21 protein-coding genes are annotated in these 20351 nt (G+C 37.1%); 1 reads left to right on the top strand and 20 read right to left on the bottom strand.

What is annotated here, in order from left to right; translation table 11 throughout:
• Window positions 1–14: 14 nt before the first annotated feature.
• The 9 genes from CZ490_RS18710 to CZ490_RS18670 all read right to left on the bottom strand — a co-directional run bounded on the left by CZ490_RS18710 (window position 15) and on the right by CZ490_RS18670 (window position 7109).
• Window positions 15–1136, bottom strand: a complete 1122-nt coding sequence (locus tag CZ490_RS18710) for a GntR family transcriptional regulator (protein WP_077620281.1) — start codon at window positions 1134–1136, stop codon at window positions 15–17.
• A gap of 451 nt (window positions 1137–1587) precedes the next feature.
• The gene (gene wrbA / locus CZ490_RS18705) at window positions 1588–2199 is read right to left on the bottom strand and encodes an NAD(P)H:quinone oxidoreductase (protein WP_077621110.1); all 612 of its coding nucleotides are present in this window, start codon (window positions 2197–2199) and stop codon (window positions 1588–1590) included.
• Window positions 2200–2299: 100 nt separating this feature from the next.
• The gene (locus CZ490_RS18700) at window positions 2300–2725 is read right to left on the bottom strand and encodes a DoxX family protein (RefSeq protein WP_077620280.1); all 426 of its coding nucleotides are present in this window, start codon (window positions 2723–2725) and stop codon (window positions 2300–2302) included.
• Window positions 2726–2752: 27 nt separating this feature from the next.
• The gene (locus CZ490_RS18695) at window positions 2753–3355 is read right to left on the bottom strand and encodes an alpha/beta hydrolase (RefSeq protein ID WP_077620279.1); all 603 of its coding nucleotides are present in this window, start codon (window positions 3353–3355) and stop codon (window positions 2753–2755) included.
• Window positions 3352–4299 (bottom strand): ring-cleaving dioxygenase, encoded by a 948-nt coding sequence (locus CZ490_RS18690; RefSeq protein WP_077620278.1) that lies wholly within the window; start codon window positions 4297–4299, stop codon window positions 3352–3354. The genes CZ490_RS18695 and CZ490_RS18690 overlap by 4 nt, the downstream gene beginning before the upstream one ends.
• A 92-nt stretch (window positions 4300–4391) precedes the next feature.
• On the bottom strand, window positions 4392–5000 hold the full coding sequence (locus CZ490_RS18685) for a flavin reductase family protein (protein ID WP_077620277.1): 609 nt from the start codon (window positions 4998–5000) through the stop codon (window positions 4392–4394).
• 20 nt (window positions 5001–5020) lie between these two features.
• Complete coding sequence (locus CZ490_RS18680) at window positions 5021–5959, bottom strand: ring-cleaving dioxygenase (RefSeq protein WP_077620276.1); 939 nt, start codon at window positions 5957–5959, stop codon at window positions 5021–5023.
• Window positions 5960–6098: 139 nt separating this feature from the next.
• Window positions 6099–6527 carry a MarR family winged helix-turn-helix transcriptional regulator gene (locus CZ490_RS18675; RefSeq protein ID WP_200801604.1) on the bottom strand — a complete coding sequence of 143 codons (429 nt, stop codon included), beginning with the start codon at window positions 6525–6527 and terminating at the stop codon, window positions 6099–6101.
• A gap of 87 nt (window positions 6528–6614) precedes the next feature.
• The gene (locus CZ490_RS18670; RefSeq protein ID WP_077620275.1) at window positions 6615–7109 is read right to left on the bottom strand and encodes a hypothetical protein; all 495 of its coding nucleotides are present in this window, start codon (window positions 7107–7109) and stop codon (window positions 6615–6617) included.
• Between the two features lie 261 nt (window positions 7110–7370).
• Between CZ490_RS18670 and CZ490_RS18665 the strand changes: the two genes are divergently transcribed.
• Complete coding sequence (locus tag CZ490_RS18665; protein ID WP_077620274.1) at window positions 7371–7691, top strand: winged helix-turn-helix transcriptional regulator; 321 nt, start codon at window positions 7371–7373, stop codon at window positions 7689–7691.
• 98 nt (window positions 7692–7789) lie between these two features.
• Here CZ490_RS18665 and CZ490_RS18660 read toward each other — a convergent pair whose 3' ends face one another.
• The 11 genes from CZ490_RS18660 to CZ490_RS18610 form a co-directional block, all read right to left on the bottom strand.
• Window positions 7790–9127: a glucose-6-phosphate isomerase gene (locus CZ490_RS18660; RefSeq protein WP_077620273.1), complete on the bottom strand. Its 1338-nt coding sequence runs from the start codon at window positions 9125–9127 to the stop codon at window positions 7790–7792.
• A gap of 95 nt (window positions 9128–9222) precedes the next feature.
• On the bottom strand, window positions 9223–9885 hold the full coding sequence (fsa, locus tag CZ490_RS18655) for a fructose-6-phosphate aldolase (RefSeq protein ID WP_077620272.1): 663 nt from the start codon (window positions 9883–9885) through the stop codon (window positions 9223–9225).
• Between the two features lie 23 nt (window positions 9886–9908).
• Window positions 9909–10802 (bottom strand): phosphogluconate dehydrogenase (NAD(+)-dependent, decarboxylating), encoded by an 894-nt coding sequence (gnd, locus tag CZ490_RS18650; protein WP_077620271.1) that lies wholly within the window; start codon window positions 10800–10802, stop codon window positions 9909–9911.
• A 131-nt stretch (window positions 10803–10933) separates the two neighbouring features.
• Window positions 10934–12448: a glucose-6-phosphate dehydrogenase gene (gene zwf, locus CZ490_RS18645; protein WP_077620270.1), complete on the bottom strand. Its 1515-nt coding sequence runs from the start codon at window positions 12446–12448 to the stop codon at window positions 10934–10936.
• 62 nt (window positions 12449–12510) lie between these two features.
• A complete protein-coding gene (gene rpiA / locus CZ490_RS18640; RefSeq protein WP_077620269.1) occupies window positions 12511–13194 on the bottom strand; it encodes a ribose-5-phosphate isomerase RpiA in 684 nt (227 codons plus the stop codon).
• Between the two features lie 30 nt (window positions 13195–13224).
• Window positions 13225–13362: a BA3454 family stress response protein gene (locus tag CZ490_RS18635; RefSeq protein WP_077620268.1), complete on the bottom strand. Its 138-nt coding sequence runs from the start codon at window positions 13360–13362 to the stop codon at window positions 13225–13227.
• A gap of 512 nt (window positions 13363–13874) precedes the next feature.
• The gene (gene glmS, locus CZ490_RS18630) at window positions 13875–15677 is read right to left on the bottom strand and encodes a glutamine--fructose-6-phosphate transaminase (isomerizing) (protein WP_077620267.1); all 1803 of its coding nucleotides are present in this window, start codon (window positions 15675–15677) and stop codon (window positions 13875–13877) included.
• 464 nt (window positions 15678–16141) lie between these two features.
• Window positions 16142–17488: a phosphoglucosamine mutase gene (glmM, locus tag CZ490_RS18625; protein ID WP_077620266.1), complete on the bottom strand. Its 1347-nt coding sequence runs from the start codon at window positions 17486–17488 to the stop codon at window positions 16142–16144.
• A 41-nt stretch (window positions 17489–17529) separates the two neighbouring features.
• The gene (locus CZ490_RS18620) at window positions 17530–18768 is read right to left on the bottom strand and encodes a CdaR family protein (RefSeq protein ID WP_077620265.1); all 1239 of its coding nucleotides are present in this window, start codon (window positions 18766–18768) and stop codon (window positions 17530–17532) included.
• On the bottom strand, window positions 18761–19582 hold the full coding sequence (cdaA, locus tag CZ490_RS18615; protein WP_077620264.1) for a diadenylate cyclase CdaA: 822 nt from the start codon (window positions 19580–19582) through the stop codon (window positions 18761–18763). The genes CZ490_RS18620 and cdaA overlap by 8 nt, the downstream gene beginning before the upstream one ends.
• 141 nt (window positions 19583–19723) lie before the next feature.
• Window positions 19724–20347, bottom strand: a complete 624-nt coding sequence (locus CZ490_RS18610) for an anti-sigma factor family protein (protein ID WP_077620263.1) — start codon at window positions 20345–20347, stop codon at window positions 19724–19726.
• Between the last annotated feature and the right edge of the window lie 4 nt (window positions 20348–20351).

The raw sequence follows: 20351 nt of genomic DNA, 5'->3' as shown, positions 1-20351 counted from the left end.
AGTTATGTTTTTTCCTAGATTCGTTTGAGAGGCTTGCTCGTACTTCCTCGTACGATAAGATCAGGGGCAATTTCATCCTTTAGTATATCTTCCTTATCACTCTTATCATATTCATCTACAAGTAGCTCTACCGCACGCTTTCCAAGTTTTAATGAATTTTGATTAATTGTTGTCAATGGTGGCGATGAGTATTTACCGAAGGGAATATCATCAAACCCAATAACGCTGATGTCCTCTGGAACTTTAAATCCGTAATCAAGTGCAGCTTGAATCGCACCAAAAGCTTTATAATCACTTGTTGCTACAACTGCAGTTGGTGGATCATCTAAATCCAACAATTTCTTCATACATTCGTATCCCATTTCCTCAGTTTCTTGCATGCCTTCAGCTATCGCTACATAAGAAGGGTTAAAAGGTAATTGATGTTGAGATAAGGCTAATTTATAGCCTTGCATTCGTAAAGAAAACTCTTGATTTAATTCAATCAAGGATCTTCCCGTCAAAATAAGCCCAATCTTTTCATGCCCTTGTGATATTAAATGTTGTGTAGCCAAATAACCACCAGTAACATTATTTATGATTACATAAGGGATTTTTAGATGTGGGTAGTAAAAATGAACAGATACAAGTCGCTTATTTTCGTTTTTCCAGCCTTCTAACATTTTGAGTGAAATTTCTTCAGATCCTTGACCTTGGGCCAACACAATAAATCCGGCATTTTTGTCATCAGGTAGTTTACCTTGTTTCCCTATGTTCCAAGTAACAAACTCAACATCCTTATCCTCACAGCCCTCATTAATGCCATCCAATAGTTCTTGATAAAAAGGATGAGCTAAAAGATTTAATGAACAATTTGGATAAACGAAATATATCCGCTTAATTTCAACTTCACTTTCTGAATTCGTATGTTCCTCTGCCTTATTAATTTTAACAAAGGATCCTTTTCCACGAACACGATAAATTAACCCCTCATTTACAAGCTCAGTTAATGCTCTTCTTGAAGTTATTTCACTAGTTTTAAAGATATTTGCAAACTCTATTTGCGTAGGTAATGGCTGGTCAACAGGAAAATCACCATTATAAATTTGCTTTTTTAGTTCCTCTGCCACATAAAGATACATTGGCTTTCTTTTCATATAATCACCACAATAAAAAGTATACTTTATTATAAAACTTTGTCAATGAATATAGATTAAATAGACACTACTATAGTATATATTACAAAGGTAATATACGTAATTTTCAAGGACTTGGGTTAATAGCTGTTATGACTAGAGGTCTCCTTCCGAATTTATAAGAAATTCTCCCTGACACACTTAGAGTTATTAGTTTTCCTATGCCTATTCCTGAAACTAAAAAGCTAATACCAGCTTCGTCCTTTTTTAATTGTTCAGTAAGAAAGCTCATGTTTGAGGAAAAAAGAAATTAATCATTCCTAAAAGGAAGTAATTTGTATATAAGCCGATTGCCATTCTTGTATATGGATTCCTCATTCTGGTTCCCCCTACTCACAAAAGTTGTTTAATGCTTTCTAAAATGATTAAAAAAGAGCTAATCAGTTATTCCTGATTAGCTCTTGTGATTACATTACTGATTTCCTTTTTTAACCCATTCAGCAACATTAACAGTACGTTTTGCCTGGTGTTTTACAGCTGCCTGTACATCTTCTATCATCTTTCCATCCTGACCGACAGTAACACTTGTTCCGTATGGATTTCCACCTGCTCCAAATAAAACTGGATCGGTATAACCTGGAGTAGCAATAATAGCACCCCAGTGCATCATGCTTGTGTATAACGAAAGAAGTGTTGCCTCTTGTCCACCGTGTGGATTTTGTGCAGATGTCATTGCACTTACAACTTTATTAACCGTTTTTCCAGTAGCCCAAAGTCCACCTTGGGTATCAAGGAATTGTTTCATTTGTGATGGCATGTTACCAAATCGTGTTGGTACACTGAATATAATCGCATCTGCCCATTCTACATCATCAGATGTCGCCACTGGGACATCTTTTGTTGCTTCAACAGTTCCTTTCCATACCTCATTTCCTTCGATTACGGATTCAGGAGCTAATTCTTGTACTTTTAAAACTTTGACCTCTGCTCCAGCTTCTTTTGCGCCCTCTTCAGCCCATTTTGCTAATTGATAGTTTGTTCCACCCATGCTGTAAAAAATGACTGCTAATTTAACATTTGACATATTTACTATCTCCTTTTCTGATGACTTACCAAATATTTTTGATAAAAACCCCATTTAGTACACCTCCTATTATTCCGCTCTCAAAAATTTGCATTCCATGTTAGGCTGCTCTTTTTACTTCATTTGAATCTTGATTAAATAGTACGCGATTAAGTGATAACAACTTACTTCCATTAATTGCAAGATAAATAGCCATTGCTAAGAACGCTAAATCTAATTCATATCCTGCCATTTGGCCATTTCCTAATAAACCTACAGGAAGTTTAGCCGTAATGATTGCTCCAACCATTAGTAGAGCAATTAAACTCGATACCAGTCTAGTAGCAAATCCAATAATAAGAGCTATACCTCCAACTAGTTCGATTAAAGCAACTACATATGCCATAAATCCAGGTATATTAATACTCTCAAACCATCCGACAGTATTCTCAATTCCTCCTTGGAACTTTACTAAACCATGTATAAAAAATAGTATTCCCAATGTAACTCGTAAAATAAGTGCTCCAATTTCGTTTTTTTGTGTCATTTTCTCTTCTCCTATCTAAATGTTTTTTTATAATTTTTTATACCATTGTGCAGCAGCTTCTACTTCGGTCATCGTCAACTGATGACCTCTGTTTTCCCAATGAATTTCCACATCCGCATTTGCCTTTTCTAATAAAGATTTCAACTCAGCAGATTCCATCGGAGAACAGATTGGATCATTCGTTCCAGCAGCAATAAATACAGACTTCCCTGTTAAATCAGGAAGATCAATTCCCTTGCGTGGAACCATTGGATGATGAAGAATTGCTCCTTTTAATGCATCTTGATAGTGAAATAAAAGACTAGCTGCTATATTTGCTCCATTTGAATATCCAATTGCTACGATATTATCGCGATCAAATTCATACTTGTCAGCTGCTTCATCCAAAAATTGATGTAGTTCTTTTGTTCTGAATATAAGGTCTTCTATATCAAAAACTCCTTCAGCCAACCTTCTGAAGAAACGTGGCATGCCATTTTCTAAAACATTACCTCGAACACTTAATACAGAAGCCTCGTCATCAATTTTTCCTGCAAGAGGTAACAAATCTAATTCATTTCCCCCTGTACCGTGAAGCATTACTAATGTAGGTTTTTCTGGATTGGTCCCCTTGTTAAATATGTGCTTCATTCTTTATCTCCTTCTAATACGCGAACCTCAATAGGAGGTAAGATTTCTTCTAATTCTTCTCGTTTTGTCTCTAACCATGTAGGGAGCATAAGTTTTTTTCCTAAATCCAAAGTTGGCTCATCTACCGAAAACCCTGGTTGATCAGTTGCGATTTCGAAGAGGATTCCCCCTTCTTCATGAAAATACACAGCTTTGAAATAATTTCGATCCCGCACCTCAGTTGGATGATACCCTTTCTCCTTAAGAAGATTTCTCCATCTGAGAAGATCCTCTTCATCCTTCGCTCTCCATGCGATATGGTGAACTGTTCCTGCTCCCATAAGCCCCCTAACAGATGGAGTTAACTTAATGTCTATGACATTCCCAAGTGAAGCATCGGACTTGAATCGAAGAAAACCTTCTTCGTCACCAATGCATGTGAGACCTAATACATTCTCAAGTACATCTGCAGTCTTATAGGGTTGTGCAGAAATTAAAGTAGCACCCGCAAAGCCTTTAATTGCATTCTCGGCTTTAATTCCTCCGAAACTCCAATTATTGATTGGCCCTTCATTTCGTTCGATTAGTTCAAGCTCCAGTCCATCTGGATCACTAAATGCAACAAATCTCTCACTAAAGCGAATAGAAGACCTGAAATCTACACCAAAAGTACTTAAACGTTCTTCCCAAAATTCTAACGAACCGGACGGTATGGAATAGCTCGTTACCCCCACTTGTCCCATTCCGATTCGACCTTTTAGCTGTTTTGGCCATGGAAAAAAGGTAATGACTGTTCCTGGTTCACCAGTTTCATTCCCGAAATAGAGGTGATAAACTTCTGGGCGATCAAAATTAATCGTTTTTTTTACAAGCCTAAGCCCAAGTACACCTGCATAAAAATCAATATTTCTTTGCGCATCGTTAACCATAGCTGTTATATGGTGAATGCCCGCTGTTCTTTGCATCTCATTCCCCCCATTCATTAGGGACAGAGGAACAGGTTCCTCGTCCCAAAAATTTCACTTAATTGGTGGACACTATACCTGTCCCGTTGACTCTACTTAGGTCGTTCTATCTCAAATAGATCTCCGATTTTTGCATAGTTGGCACCAGCCAATCGGCTCACGGCAGCTAACCCTCGAGGATCAATTCTCCCTTTTGCGTAGATATCATCTTCAATATGATATTGAACCACTCTTCCTATGACAAAATCACAACCTGGAGAATTACCCCCGCCCAACTCTAATGATTGTTCCAATACGCACTCCATTCGAACCTTTGCTTCTTTCACACCAGGAACAGTGCCCTTTACACTGTCGACCGAAGTTAATCCCGCTAATTCAATCTCACTTTGATGTGGTGGTAAACTTGCTGCAGTTTTATTAATCTTTTCAACATTTTGTTCATCCACAATATGGACTACAAATTGCTTTAAAGATGTAATGTTTCTAGCGGTATCCTTCTGTCTGCCCTCTGTACGTTGTATTGACAATGAAATCATTGGAGGATTTGAGGATACAATATTAAAATAACTAATAGGTGCCCCATTTAAGACTCCCTCTTCAGAAAGAGTTGTAACGAATGCAATAGGCCTTGGAATAATACTTCCAATTAGAAACTTATAATTTTCTCTTTCTGACATGGAAGTAGGGTCAATTGAAAGCATTGGATTCATTCCTTTTCAAATTAATCTAGACTTCTCACCTTAATAGGAATTAAACTGTGTTCGAGTTGCTCTCTATGTTGCTCATATTGTGCAGGTAACATTAATTGTTCTCCCATTGTTTCGTGTGATTCGTCATGAGCGAATCCAGGAGGATCAGTTGCGATTTCGAATAAGATTTCTCCATGCTCTCTAAAGTAAATGGCATTGAAATAATTTCTGTCTTGTACTGGAGTTACACCGTAGCCGTTTTGGGCAACATATCTTTGCCAATCTAATTGGTCTTTATCATCACTAGCTCTCCATGCAATGTGGTGAACTGTTCCAACACCCATTTGGCCTCTGCCAGTTGGTACTACTTTAAGGTCGATGATATTTCCAATATCTGCAGAAGAACGATAACGAACAAAGTCTCCTTCTTCATCTACTTTTTCTAGACCCATTACGTTTTCGAGTGTCTCAGCTGTTTTATCTGGCTTTGCTGAAAATAGGGTAGCACCGCCAAAACCTTTTATTGCAACTTCAGATGTTACATCTCCAAATGTCCAAGTATTGATTTCGCCTTCTTCCCTCTCAACGATTTCTAGGTGAAGTCCATGTGGATCATCAAATTCCAAATACGTTTCTCCAAATCGTGTGATTCTAGTGTAAGGAATATCAAACTTTGCTAATCTAGATTCCCAAAAATCCAATGCTCCTTTAGGAACAACATAAGAAGTTACACCGACTTGACCGTCCCCAATTTTTCCTTGATACGCATCTGCCCAAGGGAAAAAAGTAATGATTGTCCCTGGTTTTCCACCTTCATTTCCAAAATAAAGATGATACGTACCTGGATCGTCGAAATTTACTGTTTGCTTTACTAGACGTAACCCTAAAACTCCTGCGTAGAAATCTATATTTTCTTGTGGGTGACCAACTATTGCTGTAATGTGGTGAATTCCCATTGTCTTTTTACTCATTTTTGTCCCACTCCTATTTTTGTTTATTTACTATCAGATTTTGCTAATAAAATTAAACCCATTCCACTTTTACATATAACCTCGAAATAAAGTATCTTTACTTCAAGATATATTACAAAAAAAATATCAACATTTTGAACTATTTTTCCACCTTTTCTTTTACTCTTTTTAAAAAATCTACCAGAGTATCTACCTCACTAGAGGTTAGTGAGTCAAAAACCCGATCTACAAAATCCTCATGTTCAGGCATTATATTATTCATTATTTCAAATCCAGCATCAGTCAACGTTACATGTATAGCACGTCGATCATCTGGACAAGCACTTCGCTTTAAAAATCCTTTTTGTTCTAACCTATCTATTACATATGTCATCGAACCACTTGTTATCAGGACACTCTTACCAATTTGTTGAATGGTTTGCTTACCTTTATGAAAAAGTACTTCTAGTACTGAAAACTCAGTTATACTTAAGTTGTTTTTCATCATATCGTCTCTAATTCTCTCTTGGAGCGCTCTTGATGTTTGCATTAAAATTAAAAATGGTTGGTTTGTGCATTTATTTGCCACACTTACACCTCCTCAAAAAAACATCTTGAAACAAGTTATCTTGACTTCGAGATAATATTATTACATAAAGGGTCATATGTCAATAACTTAACTAGCCTTTTTTACTTCAGCCTTTAATATATCTTCTGTTTCCAGTTCGAGTGTTTTTTCTAATAATTCGATGGTGCGTACAGTTTCTCGAATTTCTTCTTCTGTAACTACATTTTTAGATTTCTTTTTTATAATTAAATTCTTTATGGCAGATATAAAAGCATTAGTGTTAATCAACCATTCTCCAATTAATTCCTTTGTTGCTATTCTTTCATTTACATTTTTTATACTAAATATGTTTTGTACCTTAGGTTCTAATAGAGTAATTGTTTTCATTTCTGGATGTATTCTTAACCAAAAATAGTTAACCTGACTATCATAATAGTTTTGATCTATTAATCGATAATATTCAATTCCTATCTTTATTTCAAAAAAGGGGCTGTCTACTGTAGGGATTTTTAAATCCGCTATATGGACATTTTTTTCAATATCTAAATACGTTTCTAATCCATACTTGGTATTAATTATCTTCGCATCTAGTATTTGCTTCATTTTAATCTCTCCTTTTCTTTCAAATCAGTTTTATTTATTTGGAAGTGAAACCACAAGGTTACTTTATGTAACCCATATTACACTATAGGTTACTTTTAGTCAACAAGTGACTATTTAGTTAGTGTTTTCGTATTATCACAATACCTCCATATATTCCCCTTTTTAAAAGGTTATATTTAGGATATAATTAAATAGTACATTATATTACCTTGTTACTTTTTGTTTATATATAAAAATAACTTCTATAGGAGGTGTTGAAGCATGGAAGAAAAAGATACCCAGGAAAGATTATGCTCAAAAGTTGAAGAATCATATCATATGATCGGTAAAAAGTGGATGGGGTTAATCATTCACTCCCTAATGGAAGGACCAAAACGCTTTAGTGAAATACATGCCTTTATTCCCGATTTAAGTAAAAGAATGCTTAACGAACGTATAAAAGAACTTGAAGATTGCGGCTTAGTGCTACGAAATGTAATTACGGATCGTCCCGTACGAACAGAGTATTCCCTAACAAAAAAGGGATATGAGTTGGGAAAGGCATTAAAAACTGTTGAGGCTTGGGCTGATAAATGGTTATAATAATTTCTAAACTCTTACTGCTTGTCATGATCAAGCAGTATTTTTTCGAAATAAAAGTGAGGATACTATGCATATTAGTATCCTCATTTTATATAGCCTTACTTAGAAATACGCTCTAACAATTCAGTTCTTTCTTCTTCATATCCAGGCTTACCTAATAACGCAAACATATTCTTTTTATATGCTTCTACCCCAGGCTGATCAAATGGATTTACGCCCATCAATAAACCGCTAATCCCACAAGCCTTTTCAAAGAAGTAAACCATCTCTCCAAACGTAAATTCGTCCAGTCTGTCAATTTCTACAGATAGGTTAGGAACTCCACCATCTACATGGGCCAAAACCGTTCCCTGTGCTGCATTCTTATTTACATAGTCCATCGTTTTTCCTGCTAGATAATTTAAGCCATCTAGATTAGATGCTTCCTCCTTGATTGTAATATCCAGCTTAGGTTCTTTTATAGTTACAACTGTTTCAATTAGGTCTCGGCGACCTTCTTGTACATATTGTCCCATCGAATGCAGGTCAGTTGAGAAGTCAACAGAAGCTGGATAAAGTCCTTTTTGGTCTTTTCCTTCACTTTCCCCAAATAATTGTTTCCACCATTCAGATACATAATGTAGAGATGGTTCAAAGTTAACTAATAGTTCAATGGATTTCCCTTTTCTATAAAGTGCGTTCCTAACTGCTGCATACTGATAGCTTTGGTTTTCTGCCAAGTTGGGACTACTATATTTGTCAGCAGCCGCTGCAGCACCAGCCATCATTTTTTCAATGTCTAGCCCTGCTGTAGCAATTGGCAATAACCCTACTGCTGTTAATACGGAGTATCGGCCGCCGACATCATCAGGAATGACAAAAGTTTCATATCCTTCTTCATCTGCAAGAGTTTTTAATGCACCTTTTGCTCGATCTGTTGTTGCGTAAATACGTTTTCTGGCCTCTTCTTTTCCATACTTTTTCTCCATATACTCTCGGAAGATACGAAAGGCAATGGCAGGCTCTGTTGTTGTACCAGATTTTGAAATAACATTCACTGAAATATCTTTGTCCTTAAGCACATCAAATAAGTGAGAGATATAGGTTGCACTGATATTTTGTCCAACATAATAAATCTCAGTTTTGTCCTCCATTTGGTTATGGAATGTATGTGACAAGGCATCAATTGCAGCTCGTGCACCAAGGTATGAACCACCAATCCCGATTACAACTAAAGCGTCTGAATTACTTCGAATTCGTTCGGAAGCTGCTTTAATTCTAGCAAATTCTTGTTTATCAAAGTTATGCGGCAAGTCAACCCAACCAAGATAGTCAGAACCAGGTCCTCTTTTCTCATGAAGCATATCATGAGCTACCTTTACAAATTCACTTAAATATTCAACCTCATGCTCCTGCATGAATGATAGTGCATTAGAATAATCAAAAGTAATAGTCATATATATTTCTCCTATTCTTCCTAAATTATTTGTATTGGAGGGACTATCATAAGTAAAGTCCTTCCATTCTAGGTGTTTTTATTTTTCAAACTTTCTTACAGTGCAGATTTCCAATCAGCAGCGAATTTTTCAAGGCCTTGATCGGTCAAAGGATGTTTTGACAGTTGTTCAATTACATTGAAAGGAATCGTTGCTATATGTGCTCCTGCTAACGCAACACGGGTTACATGATCCGGATGACGTACAGATGCTGCAATGATTTGAGAATCTATATTTTGAACGCGGAACAACTCGGCAATTTTTGCAACAAGCTGTACTCCATCTTCACTAATATCATCTAATCGACCTAAAAACGGTGATACATAGGTTGCTCCCGCACGAGCTGCTAGCAATGCCTGGTTCACACTAAAAATAAGAGTCACATTCGTTTTAACTCCCTTTTTTGTTAGATAGCGACAAGCTTCTAATCCGTCCAGGGTCATTGGAAGTTTGATCGTAATATTCTTATTACCACCATTAATTTTAATAAGTTCGTTTGCTTCAGCAATCATTTGTTCAGCCGTTATAGCATTAGGTGTTACTTCTGCGGAAACAGATTCAACATCAGGAACCGCATTTAAAATTTCTTCAATGCGATCTTTAAATTTAACTCCTTCCTTTGCTACTAATGAAGGGTTGGTTGTAACCCCTGATAAAACTCCAATCTTATACGCCCTTTTAATATCATCTAGGTTAGCAGTATCTATAAAAAACTTCATTTTTCGTTTCCTCCAATTTTATATTATTTTTTTACGACAGCATGTCCACCAAATTCATTTCGTAATGCAGCTACAACTTTACCGTTAAAGGTATCATTTTCTAATGAGCGGTAACGCATCAATAGGGACATCGCAATAACTGGTGTAGCTGTTTGTAAATCTAAAGCCGTTTCAACGGTCCATTTCCCTTCACCTGAGGAGTGCATAATTCCTTGAATTTCATCTAATTTAGCATCCTTTGAAAATGCATTCTCTGTTAATTCCATGAGCCAAGAACGAATAACGGAACCATTATTCCACACTCTCGCTACTTTCTCATAATCATAATCGAACTCACTTTTTTCAAGTACTTCAAAGCCTTCTCCAATCGCAGCCATCATTGCATACTCGATGCCATTATGAACCATTTTTAAGAAGTGGCCGCTTCCTGCTTTTCCTGCATACAAGAAACCATTTTCTACAGCTGTATCTTTGAATATAGCTTCAACCTGATCCCATGCCTCAGGATCGCCTCCGATCATGTAGCAAGCACCATTTCGTGCTCCTTCCATTCCACCGGAAGTGCCAGCATCCATGAATCGTACACCAATTTTCTTTAAATCATTATAGCGCTCGATGGATTCCTTATAATGAGAATTACCAGCCTCGATCACAATATCATCTTTGTCTAAAAATGGTGCAATTTCATCAATTACAGAATCCACAACAGCATGAGGAACCATAATCCAAATGATTCTTGGCTTATCTAGACACTCAACTAGTTCTTTATAGCTTGATACCCCTGAAGCTCCATATTTCTTTATTTCATCAACAGCACTTGGGTTTACATCAAAAGCAACTACTTCGTGATTGTTATCGATAAGATTTTGTCCTAAGTTTAAACCCATTTTTCCTAAACCTATTAATCCGACCTTCATGTTGTTTTCCCCCAATTGTTTTGTCATTTTTTTAAGAGTGTAATAGACTTTTAGTTATTTGAACTACGTTTTCGGAGTGTTGTAACGGTTAAGTTCTCAATATTTTGTGTCATGATTGCCCCCTGATTTCTTTAATTAATTTTTGCTAATTCTTTAGTTTTTTGCTTTTCATTTCTTTCATCTAACCACCATTTAAATCCATGTTCTTCTAACAATAGATCAGATGCCATTGGACCATTCGAACCTGACTGGTATTCATATATTGGAACAAGGTCTTCTTCAAATCCATCAAGAATAGCTTGAACCCACTCCCATGACAACTCGACTTCCTTCCAATGTGCAAAGAATGTTGAATCCCCAACGAAAGCATCATGAATAATTCTTTCGTATGCTTCTGGTATTTTTCTCCCTGTAGCTTCACTTGAGAGTTCAATTCGGACAGGCTCGATATTCCCATTATTCGCCGGGTTTTTACTATTTAACTGAAGAGAGATATTTTCATTGGGACTGATTTCAATTATTAATAAATTTGGACCAATTTCTTGATTCGTATTTTCATAATGTGAATTCAATGTATTTTTAAATTCAATGACGATACGAGTTGATTTTTCCTTCATTCTTTTCCCAGTTCGGATATAAAAAGGTACACCTTTCCAGAATGGATTATCAATCCAGATACGAGCCGCGACAAATGTATCTGTTTTGGAAGATGGATTTACTCCTGGTTCATCTCTATACCCTAGAACCTGGTTACCATTACTCTCCCCCGGCCCATATTGCCCGCGAATGATATTCTGATGAACATCTTCTAAATTCATTGGACGAATCGCTTCCATTACCTTACGCTTTTCATTTCGGATTTCTGAAGCATTCATCTTTTTAGGTAGCGCCATGGCCGTCATCATCAATAGTTGAAGCATATGATTTTGAACCATATCACGTATCGCTCCTGCCTGGTCATAATAGCCAGCTCTTGTCTCTACCCCAACTGTTTCACTCGCTGTAATTTGAACATTCGCAATGTGATCCTTGTTCCAAATAGATTGTAAGATTGGGTTTGCAAATTCAAGAGCTTCGAGATTCTGAACCATTGACTTCCCCAGGTAATGGTCAATTCGAAAGATTTCTTCTTCCTCAAATGCACCGCTTAGTTTTTCATTTAATTCACGAGCTGACCCGAGATCATGCCCGAATGGCTTTTCGATCATCAATCGTTTCCAGCCAGTTGTATTACCAAGCCCGCTCTCTTTGATGTTTAAAGCAATAACGTCGAAAAATTCTGGAGCTACTGAAAGATAAAATACTCGATTTTCCCTTATTTTCAGTTCTGCTTCCCGTTGCTTAACCAAATCAAGTAATGGTTTATACCCTTGTCTATTGGTAACGTCGAGTGCCTGATATCGAAATGAATCCAGAAATCCCTCCAGACCATCAGGATCATGTTCAAGACGACGCGAGAAAGAAAAGATGGATTCTTTTACTCTGTCTTGAAAGTCTCTTTGAGAAAGTTCAGCTCGTCCAAGACCAATTATTGATATATGTTGTGGTAATTTATTATCAATAAACAGGTTGTACAGAGCAGGAAAAATCTTTCTTTTTGCTAAATCACCTGTTGAGCCAAATAATACAAAAGTCATTGATTCCAATTTAAACCCTCCCAGTAAATGTAAATCAAGATAGTAATTTTCATTCTATTTTTGTAATTCATTTACACATTTTTTCTATGTCTGACTACAATAGAGTTATCCTTATCACGATCTAAGGTAATGTAGATATCAGTCATTCCGAGAAATAACCCATTTTCAATAACTCCAGGTATTAGGTTAAGCTCTCTTTCTAATTCTTTAAGATTTGTTATAACTGGTAAACGACAGTCAAAAATATAGTTACCATTATCTGTTTGAAATTGATTTCCCTGAACTTGTCTTAAATGGGGTTTGAGCCCTAGTTCAATTAACTTTTTGTTTGTAAATTCAATGCCGAATGGTAATACTTCTACTGGTAATGGGAAAGCTCCTAATTTTGTAACGTTTTTATCTGGGTCAGCAACTACAATAAAAGTGTTAGCTGCATTTGCGATGATTTTTTCCCTTAATAGGGCACCACCGCCCCCTTTAATGAGATTTAAGTCGGGATCTACCTCATCAGCTCCATCTATTGCCACATCTATTTGTTCAACCTCATTAAATGAAACAAGTGGGATTCCAACTTCATTAGCTAGTTTTTCAGTTTGTTTTGAAGTTGGAATTCCCTTAATCGATAGTCCATTTTGAACCAGTTCTCCAAGCTTATAAATGGTATAAAACACTGTCGATCCAGTCCCTAGACCAACAACCATTCCATCTTTTATATAATCTATCGCTTTTTCTCCAACCAATTTTTTCTCATTCAAAGGATTCACTCTCCTTCCTAAAAATGGAGATTATTTACTTGACCATTGTTTCATAATTTGTTCATGTGCAATACAGTTAATTTCATTTTGAGTTGTGTCCTTCTTAACAATGACATTCGTTCGATAGTTTTTCCCTTTATATTCAAGAGTCAAAGTTACCTCCACCATATGATTCACTCCTATCTGAAAACATTTATCTTGTACATCTTTTTATAATAAGTCACTATTAGTAACCAAACTACTTTATGTATCCAATAATAACCCTCACATCTTTTATAGTCAAGAATAACATCTCGAATTCAAGGTATTATTAAAAAAACTCTCACCGGATTAAAAGTGAAAGTTTTCTAATTTACAATGGCCATGTATTATCAATATTTATAAAATATGTTTATTAATCTCTTTCACAAGGTTTACTATAGCTCAAGGTTCACTGAGAAACACCAATTATTTTTCGCAAATTCAACTTGATTTAACTTATTTGTTTTTCTTACATACTTAATTCGATTCCCTAAGGTCAACAATGTGGATACCTCAAAAATTCACAAAAAGTCCCGATGATATTGTTTTCCATCGGGACTTTATTGTATAGTTCAATATTTTTTTAACTAGCTCCATACATCTTTTACTGGTTCCATACATTTATTTTACTTAACAGGAAATGGTTATTAATAACTTCCTTACTCAACAGTTACACTTTTTGCCAAGTTACGTGGCTTATCTACGTCACAGTCACGGTGTAATGCTGCATAGTAAGAAATAAGTTGTAATGGAATAACAGAAATAAGTGGTGTTAACATATCGTTAACTGCCGGAAGCACATAACGGTCTTCAGCTGTATCTAAGCCTTTCATCGAGATAATACAAGGATGAGCACCACGTGCAGCAACCTCTTTCACATTACCGCGAATGCTTAAGTTTACATGCTCTTGAGTCGCTAGAGCGATAACCGGTGTTCCTTCTTCAATTAGGGCAATGGTTCCGTGCTTTAATTCTCCTCCAGCAAATCCTTCCGCTTGGATATAGGAGATTTCTTTTAGCTTTAAGGCACCTTCTAATCCTACAAAGAAATCCATCGCACGACCGATGAAAAAGCAGTTACGCGTTGTAGTAAAATACTCCCATGCGATTGCTTCCATTACTTCCTTATCGTCACAAAGAGCTTCCATGCTGTTTGCGATAATGCCAAGCTCTTTTACAAGGTCCATACCAGGCTTTATCCCTTTTGAATCAGCTGTGACAAATGCAAGAATTGCAAGCACCGCTAACTGAGCTGTATAAGCTTTTGTTGAAGCTACTGCAATTTCTGGACCTGCATGTAATAACAATGTGTGGTCAGCTTCACGAGAAAGGGTGGAACCAGGTACATTTGTAATTGTAATCGACTTATGGCCCATTTCTTTTACATGTACTAGGACAGCGCGGCTGTCTGCTGTTTCACCACTTTGTGAAATAAAGATAAATAATGGTTTTTCAGATAATAATGGCATATTGTAAGAGAATTCACTTGAAATATGAACCTCTACAGGAATATGCGCCATTTTTTCAATGAATTGTTTCCCGACAAGACCAGCATGATAACTAGTTCCAGCCGCAATGATGTAGATTCGATCTGCACTCTTCATCACTTCCAAAATGCAAGGATCGATTGCTAACTTTCCGCTTTCAGTTTGATATTCTTGAACAATCTTTCTTATCACTAAAGGCTGCTCATCGATTTCCTTCAGCATATAGTGGGGATAAGTTCCCTTTTCAATATCACTTGCATCTAATTCTGCTGTATATGGATCGCGGTTGATCGTTTCACCCGCTAAATTTTTAATTGTGACAGACTCTTTTGTTACGATAACAATCTCTTTATCCATTAACTCAATGTATTGGTCTGTTACCTGAAGCATTGCCATGGCATCACTTGCTACAACATTGAAGTTGTCACCAAGACCAACAAGTAATGGACTTTTATTTTTCGCAACATAAATGGTTTCATTGTTTTGTTCGTCAAGTAATGCAATTGCATAGGATCCTTTAAGTAGACTTAGAGTCTTACGAAAAGCTTCTTCTACTTCTAGGCCCTGATTTACAAATTGCTCAAGTACTTGAACAACGACTTCTGTATCAGTATCACTTTTCAAGTCAACATTTTGTATATACTCATCCTTAAGTTGAGCATAGTTCTCAATCACACCGTTGTGAACAAGAGTGAATCGACCAGATGATGCTTGATGTGGGTGAGCATTAACTTTACTAGGCACACCATGTGTTGCCCAACGAGTGTGACCAATCCCAGCAGTAGCAAACAAATTTTGGTCTACCGCCTCACGTAGTGTAGCAATACGTCCCTTTTCCTTAAAAACATGAACACCTTTATCATTCATAACTGCGATTCCAGCTGAATCATATCCACGATACTCAAGCTTTTCAAGTCCCTTTAACAAAATTTCCTTAGAATCCTGATTTCCAATAAAACCTACAATTCCGCACATAATAAGTTTCCTCCCTAAAAAAGGGAACAAGAAAGCACGGGGCTTACTTGCCCCTTTTTCTCCATATTTATCTTTTTTCAATCATATTCTTTCGTTTGTGCAGAGGGTCACCCCACTGTTTTACCTAAAAGAACTTGCGGTCGTGATTGAAGTCAACCGGGAGGCATCCGCCGAATTTTCGATAAACCTCCACCTCGTCAACTAAACCCGTAACAACAGCATATGGCTTTGTTATCTTTTCCGTTCGTGGGCTTAGTTCTGGCGCTTTAGTAAAACTCTAAATAGTGTGTCCTATCCTCCTTTTTCAAATGTTAAAAGAAACAAGAACAATCATACAACACAAAATCTAAATTCGTCAATCAAAACATGGAATTTGTTTTCCATGTATACTAAAAAAATATGCATACTTGGACCTGAATGTGCCAAGTATGCATATTTTTAATCAAAAAGTAGTATAGGATTAATTATTCTATTCCCATTTCTGTTTTAACAACAGAAACGATACGGTCTACATATTCTTTACATAGTTCTTCAGTTGGAGCCTCTGCCATGACCCTTACTAATGGCTCAGTTCCTGAAGGACGTACTAAGATACGACCGTTTCCGTTCATTTCAGCTTCCACCTGCTCGATCACTTCTTTGATTACAGGATTATCTGCAACATGGTATTTATCTGTAACCTTCACATTCACAAGCAGTTGCGGGAATTTTGTCATTTCATTTGCTAACTGTGATAAAGGTTTCTTTGTAGCCTTCATGATATTCACTAATTGAAGACCTGTTAGGAGCCCATCACCCGTTGTGTTGTAGTCAAGGAAAATAATATGACCAGATTGTTCCCCACCTAAAATGTATCCACTCTTTTTCATTTCTTCTACAACATAGCGGTCACCAACAGCAGTTTGTATACTCTCAATACTATTTTCTTCTAACGCTTTATAAAACCCTAGATTACTCATAACAGTAGACACCACAGTTTGGTGCTTTAAACGACCTTGTTCCTTCATATATTTTGCACATATGTACATGATTTGGTCGCCATCCACGATATCTCCATTTTCATCAATCGCGATAAGACGGTCTCCATCCCCATCAAATGCTAGACCAACATCAGCACCTTTTTCTTTTAGAAATGCAGCTAATGCTTCTGGGTGGGTAGATCCAACGCCGTCATTAATATTTAGACCATTAGGAGATGTCCCCATTGTAGAAATATCTGCATCAAGGTCAGCAAACAAATGCGTAGCTAAAGAAGAGGTTGCACCATGTGCACAATCTAAGGCTACATGAATACCCGTGAAATCTTCGTCTACAGTTTGCTTTAAGAATTGAAGGTATTTTTGTCCACCTTCGAAATAATCATTTACTTGGCCAAGCTCAGCACCAACTGGACGTGGAAGCTGGTCTTCAGCTAAATCTAACAGAGCCTCGATTTCATTTTCCTGTTCATCAGAAAGCTTAAAGCCATCTGGCCCAAAAAACTTAATTCCGTTATCTTGAACAGGATTATGTGAAGCGGAAATCATTACCCCTGCCTCAGCTCCTAAAGCTTTCGTTAAGTAAGCAACACCTGGTGTAGAAATGACACCTAAGCGCATAACCTCTGCTCCAATTGAAAGTAGTCCAGCTACAAGAGCTCCTTCTAACATATGACCTGATACACGGGTATCACGACCTATTAGAACTTTTGGTCTGTCTTTATCCTTCGTTAATACATAACCTCCAAATCTTCCCACTTTAAATGCAAGCTCTGGAGTTAATTCACTATTCGCAACACCACGTACACCATCTGTACCAAAATATTTTCCCATTTTAAATGATCTCTCCTTTTGCAGATACTTCAAATACTAAATTACTCTTCAGTTTCAGTGATTTGTATCCTTGCTTTTTCTTGAGGTAGTGCCCACGTAACATTGTCTGGGCCATTTACTTTTATATCTACATCATGTTCACCAATCCCCAAATTGGCCACATCAATATACACATCAAGGTTAGTAGGACTTGTCCCTTCTATTACACTAGGAGCTCCCTGCAAATCCAAATTAATGGTCCCTGCTTCAGGGTCTAAAAAGCTAAGTGAATATTGAGACCCCAAGCCTTGGCTTCTAATTGCTATATCCGAGAAGGTTTCCGATATCTCTTCTTCAACATCTACAGCAACTTCGATTTTATCAGGTAATACCTGAATAACTCCTTTCGGAATCGGAACCTTCACTTCAATAGTAGAATCTTCTTTTATTTTATCAAGGTCTATTTCACCTTCAATAGAAGAAATAGCATCAATTATATCCTTTGGACCAAATATCGTAACTTGATTCGGCGTAGGTGTAATATTGACTAGGCTTAGACCATCAGCAAGCTTTCCTTTCTGCTTAAGGGTAAACGATACTGATTTATTTGGGCTTACAATTGGAACCGTTATTTCAACCACACCCGGTTCAACTGTAACCGATAATACATTTTGGTTTCTATCATAAACAGCTACCCTAGATTCCTGGGTAAAGTTTTCGGTTACTCCTTTTAGATCAACAACTGCTTTTACTAGGGCAATTTTTTCAATATCCTCTAATGCACCTGTTATTTTGACAACCCGCGGTGACACCACTGGCTTTTCAATTGTGTAACCTTCTGCTACCTGATCACGGTTTACAAAGTCGACCTCAACAGGGAATTCCTTCGTCACCTTTTCCTGAATGACCACGGTAATTTCAGCAGGATCAATTTTTACTTTTATCTTTTCTGATATATTCCGATATTGTAATTTAACCTTATGAGTTCCAACCGTAAGTTGAGTAAGGTCCGCATATACTTCAATTTCCTTTTGTAGGCCTTCCCGTTTTGTAACACCCGATGGACCTTCAATTGTTACATTTACATATTGAGGTACTCCAGATACCACTAGATTCTGATCATCATAGTATGTATTTACTGGAATCTCCGTTAATGTCTCAGTGTAATTTGAAAATAGCGGTAATCCTGCAGGACTCTTAGAAGTTGGCTGATTTTCAAAACTAACTGATGCAAATAAGAGCAAGGCAAGTAATAATGCAATAATCCGTGTAACCCATCGATTATCCATTAATCTATCCATTCTTTTTCCCCCTCCATTGCCAAAGTGAATGAGAGGTATTACGTTCAGTTGTCGTTAGTTCTTGATTTAGTAGATCCCGAAATGCGTCTGCTTTTAAATCCCGGTGAAGTTCCCCGTTCTTCGTTAATGACACACTTCCTGTTTCCTCTGAGACAACGATGGTAATGCTGTCTGTTACCTCACTTATTCCAAGTGCTGCCCGGTGACGCGTACCTAATTCCTTAGAAATAAATGGACTCTCTGAAAGAGGTAAATAACAAGCTGCAGCTGCAACCTGGTTTTTTTGAATAATGACGGCTCCATCATGTAAAGGAGTGTTCGGTATAAATATATTGATTAGTAATTCAGACGATATAGTGGAATGTAACGGGATCCCTGTCTCTACATAATCCCCCATTCCCGTTTGCCGCTCAATCGAAATAAGTGCACCGATGCGACGTTTTGCCATATAATCGGTCGCTTTCGTAATAGCTTCAACTAATTTCACTTGATGGTCTTCTTCATCTGTACCACCTCTAGAAAATAGCTTTCCACGGCCAAGTTGTTCCAATGCCCTTCGCAGTTCAGGTTGGAATATTACGATGATTGCTAGGAATCCCCAATCCATCACCTGATTCACTAACCAAAACAATGTATGTAATTCTAACAGGCTACTCAATAATCGGATGAAAACGATAACGATAATACCCTTCAACAGCTGAACAGCTTTCGTTCCACGTATTAGGGTCAATAATTTATATATCACATACCAGACAAGGAGAACATCTAAAAAAATGCCGAGATAACCTAGTAATGGTAGTTCATTAAATGACATTCTCACACTTCCTCTATGAAATAATCCCAAAACACATAGTTAGCTATAATATTATATCATATATCTTTCTTGTACCGATTACAAATTGGTAGGTGGATAGGCTAATTTTCGTAGAAGAAAAAGACCATCAATATCGATGGCCTATTCTTCATTATCAAATATGTGAATTACATCTGTTCCAATCTTCTTTATATGGTACCAAAGCCACTCAAACATTTGGTTAATTTCTGTAATTTCCCCTGTTACATTTTCTGCTGAAGCCATATAGTTCTCACCATTAATCACCGTAACGTTCCCATCTACGGACCCTTCAATCAGAATCTTTCCATTCTTAACAACGACATCGCCTTTCACAGTTTCACCCTCAGGAACAATTACTGTGTTATTTTCGACGATTAAATTTGGTTGTTTAGATACAGAGAATTGTTCATTTTCATTCCAAGTTGAAAAGAGACTTCCTGCCATAAGTAAGAGGAAGAGCGAAGCAGCTGTCAACATCGGATGCCCTCTAAACCAGCGTTTAATGCTCACTGTACGTTTTTCCTTCGGTAGGTTTTGCATGACCTTTAATGTGAAATCACTAGGTGCAGAAATGTGAGAAGTACTTTGTACCAGCGCAATGGTCTTCTTTAGCTCATGAAAATGTTGATTGCATGATTCGCATGTTTGCAAATGCTCACGTAGTAGCTTCTCATCCTCTTCAGAAATGTCCTCATCAAGGTAGTTGTAAATAAGTTCAATCATGTCCTTTTCTGAACAGTTCATATTT

It is taken from the genome of Litchfieldia sinesaloumensis, assembly GCF_900156865.1.
In the GTDB taxonomy this organism is placed as follows: domain Bacteria; phylum Bacillota; class Bacilli; order Bacillales; family Bacillaceae_L; genus Ferdinandcohnia; species Ferdinandcohnia sinesaloumensis.
The sequence above is the reverse complement of the archived record's forward strand: the minus strand, read 5'-3'. Positions and strand labels throughout refer to the sequence as shown.